3 protein-coding genes are annotated in these 3,847 nt (G+C 64.2%); 1 reads left to right on the top strand and 2 read right to left on the bottom strand.

All coding sequences use genetic code 11. From position 1 onward, the window contains the following. Together QVE23_RS10600 and QVE23_RS10595 are read right to left on the bottom strand one after the other, a co-directional pair. Nucleotides 1-965, bottom strand: a 965-nt coding sequence (locus QVE23_RS10600) for a D-2-hydroxyacid dehydrogenase (protein WP_287968193.1), incomplete at its 3' end; no start/stop codon positions are given. Further along, nucleotides 962-2,572 carry an NAD(P)/FAD-dependent oxidoreductase gene (locus tag QVE23_RS10595; RefSeq protein ID WP_287968192.1) on the bottom strand — a complete coding sequence of 537 codons (1,611 nt, stop codon included), beginning with the start codon at nucleotides 2,570-2,572 and terminating at the stop codon, nucleotides 962-964. The genes QVE23_RS10600 and QVE23_RS10595, both read right to left, overlap by 4 nt. A 218-nt stretch (nucleotides 2,573-2,790) precedes the next feature. Between QVE23_RS10595 and QVE23_RS10590 the strand changes: the two genes are divergently transcribed. Next, nucleotides 2,791-3,847 (top strand): S1C family serine protease (locus tag QVE23_RS10590; RefSeq protein ID WP_287968191.1); only part of this gene is annotated, 1,057 nt, incomplete at its 3' end.

Here is a 3,847-nt window from a genome sequence, read left to right as displayed (position 1 = left end):
CCCCGGTTCCGGTCCACCAGTCCCGCCAGCGGGCGCCCGGCGGCGTAGTTCTCCAGATCGGCACAGAAGCGGGCCACGTTTTCGTCGCAGGTGTAGCCCAGGGTCATGTTGCCGGAGACGTGGGGGGTGAGAATGATGTTGCGGGCGTCCCACAGAGGATCGTCCTGGGGCAGAGGCTCCGGGTCCATCACGTCCAGGGCGGCGCCTGCCAGCTTTCCGCTGTTCAGGGCCTCCGCCAGGGCCTTCTGGTCCAGAGCGGTGCCACGGCCCACGTTGATGACGCAGGCGTCGGCGGGCAGCAGGGCGATCCGCTCCCGGTTCAGGATGTGAACGGTCTCCGGCGTGCTGGGCAGGGCCATCACCAGGATTTTTGTGCGGGGCAGCACGTCGTCCAGAGCGGAGATGGGATACACCTCGTCGAAGGCGGGGTGGGGCTTTCCGCTGCGGCTGAGACCCACGATCTTCGCGGCCCCCATGCCCCGCAGCCGGTCCGCCACATGGCGTCCGATATCCCCGGTGCCCAGGATGGTGAATTCGTTGTCCCGGATGGAGCGGACGGGCAACTGATTGGACCAGCCGTGGCCCCGGACGATTTCGATGTACTCCGGCATCCGCCGCAGCAGCATCAGGGTCACCATCACCACATGCTCGGCGATGGTAACGCCGTAGACGTTGGAGTTGGTCAGCAGGCAGTCTGGGTTGGCGAACAGGCCAGGGTCCTTGCAGTAGAGGTCCACCCCGGCAAAGGAGCAGCAGTACCACTTCAGCGTAGCGGGAGCGGCGCGCAGAAGGTCAGCGGAATGGGCGTACAGAACCTCGCAGTGCTGGAGGCAGTCCTTCGCCTCCTCAAACTGGTCCAGGTTGAAGAAATGGGGGGTGAAGCCCGTCCGGCGGGCGGTCTCCCGGATCCGGTCCTTGTGGGCTTCCGTGAGGAATTCCTGATAGATGCAGATATTGCGATTCATAAACAATCAGACTCCTTTTGAATGGATTGACAGAGTTGCTCGGCACAGTGCATCCCATCCGCGGCGGCGGAGAGGATGCCGCCGGCATAGCCGGCTCCCTCGCCGCAGGGGTACAGGCCCCGGAGAGAGGACTGGCAGGTCCCATCCCGTGGGATGCGCACTGGGGAGGAGGAACGGCTCTCCACCGCCGTCAGGACGGCGTCCGGATCGTCGTAGCCCCGGAGCTTCTGCCCCAGCAGGGGGAGCGCCCCGGCAATGGTATCCGCCACGAAGGGCGGCAGGCACCGGCGCAGGTCCGTCCAGGTGACGCCGGGGCGGTAGCTGGGGTGCACTCGGCCTGGGCCGACGGAGGGCCGCCCCGCCAGAAAGTCCCCCACCCGCTGGGCCGGGGCCCGGTAGTCCCCACCCCCCAGAGCGTAGGCTGCAGACTCCAGCTTCCGCTGGAAGGCGATACCCGCCAGGGGATCTTCCGCCCCGCCATAGTCCTCTGGCGTCACGTTCACCAGCAGGCCGCCATTGATATTCTCCTTGTCCCGGGCGAATTCGCTCATGCCGTTGGTGACCACCCGCTCCGCCTCAGAAGCGGCCGCCACCACCTCCCCGCCGGGGCAGACGCAGAAGGAGTAGGCCGCCCGGCCGCCGGGCAGATGGCAGGAGAGCTTGTAGGTAGACGCCGGAAGCCCGGGATGCCCGGCGTACTGCCGGTATTGGGCGGCGTCGCAGTCCGCCTGCCGGTGTTCGATCCGCACCCCCACGGCGAAGGGCTTGGCCTCCATGGGCACACCCCTTTTATGGAGCATGGCGAAGGTGTCCCGGGCGGAGTGCCCTGGGCAGAGGAGCAGGTGGGAGCAGGGAAGGGTATAAACGCCCTCCGGCCCCTCCGCGGTGATGCCCCGCAGGGCGCCGTCCCGGATGTCCAGATCCGCCAGCCGGCTCTCAAACCGGATGTCCGTTCCCAGTTCCAGCAGACGGCGGCGCAGGTTTACCAGAACGGTGTGGAGATAATCCGTGCCCACATGGGGTTTGGCATCGATCAAAATATCCTCCGGAGCGCCGCAGGATAACAACGTCTCCAGGATAAAGCGGTGGCGGGGGTCGCGTGTGCCGGTGTTCAGTTTCCCGTCCGAGAAGGCTCCTGCGCCGCCCTCGCCGAATTGGACATTGGAGGTCAGGTCCAGCTCTCCCGTGGCCCAGAACCGTTCCACATCCGCCTTCCGTCGCTCCACCGGGCGGCCCCGCTCCAGCAGGATGGGGCGCAGCCCCGCCTGGGCCAGCACCAGGGCGGCGAAGAGCCCCGCGGGCCCGGCGCCCACCACCACGGGAGGCACCGCCGGCGCAGGCAGGGGAGACGGCGGCGTGTACGCCGGGGCCTGTGCGGCCCGGCTGATCTTCCGGCTCCTGGCTCGGCGGAGAATAGCGGACTCCTCCTTGACCGCGACCTCCACCGTGTAGACCAGGCGGACTTCTTCCCGGGCGTCCACACTGCGGCGGAGTAAGCGCAGGGAGAGAATGTCCTTCTCCCGCATCCGGAGCAGCCGGGCGGCCTCAGCGGCCAGCTCCGCCATGCCGGCCTCCGGCGGGAGCTTGATGGAATCGATTCTTAACACCTTGTTCAAAGTTCCTTTCAGATGTGTTTAAGATAAGCATACTATACTTCAGTCAAAGGTTCAAGGAAGAGCCCCTGAAAAGCTTCCGGTTTTTTCCGGAGCGCCGTCCGGGACAATTCAAAAATTGGAATCAGAAACTTCATACTTTTGACACGATCCCATGTTATCCTCTGTTCTAAACAATGGATGAGCGGGATACATAATAGGAGGCAATCATTATGTATAACGACGAACACAATCTCTATCACTACACCTACCGGAAGGACGGCAGCGAGGCGGAGGCGCATTCGGCTCCCCAGCCCGGCCCGGTACAGGACCATAACAGCGGGCCGCAGCAGCCCGTGCAGGAGATGAAGCCTGTGAAGAAAAACCGCATTGGACTGAAGGTGACGGCCCTGGCCCTGTGCTGCGCCCTGCTGGGCGGCGCCGTGGGCGGCGGCATTGTCTGGGGCGTCGGCAGAAGCGGCGACGAGACCTCGGTCAACGTCAGCGGCCGCACCGTCAGTCAGGTCGCACTGAAAACCGTGGACGGCAAGACGGCGATGAGCGACGCGGAGGTTTACGCCGCCAATGTCAACAGCGTGGTGTCTATCAATGTCACCGGGACCAACAGCAACAACTTCTTCGGTCAGCCGGTACAAACGGCATCCTCCGGCTCCGGCTTCATTCTCACCACGGATGGCTATATTGTCACCAACTACCATGTGGTGGAGGATGCCCAGACCGTGAAGGTCACCCTGTACAACGGCGATGAATACGACGCCCAGTATGTGGGCGGGGATGAGGACTACGACATCGCGGTCATCAAGATCGAGGCCTCCGGCCTGCAGGCCGTCACCCTGGGCGACAGTGAGAAGCTGAATGTGGGCGACCGGGTTCTGGCCATTGGCAACCCCCTGGGGGACCTGACGTTCTCCATGAGCGGCGGCATGGTCTCCAGCGTGAACCGCACCATCAACGTGGACGGCACGCCCTTCAATATGATCCAGACCGATACCTCCATCAACCCCGGCAACTCCGGTGGTCCGCTGCTGAACAGCTACGGCGAGGTGGTGGGTATCGTGTCCGCCAAATACTCCAGCTACGGCAGCTCCGGCGAGAGTGTGGAGGGCTTGGGCTTCGCTATCCCCATCAATGACGTCATCAGCATGATCCAGGACATCATGACCAACGGCTATGTGAGCAACAAGGCCTATCTGGGCGCCACCATCGGCACCCTGACCAGCGGCATGGCCCAGCAGTACCGCTATGACATCAGCCAGGGTGCCTTCGTAT

Origin of the sequence: Oscillibacter sp. KLE 1728 (assembly GCF_934833455.1) — a bacterium.
Lineage (GTDB): Bacteria > Bacillota > Clostridia > Oscillospirales > Oscillospiraceae > Oscillibacter > Oscillibacter welbionis.
Note: the sequence above shows the minus strand (reverse complement) of the source record. Positions and strands in the feature narration are given on the sequence as shown.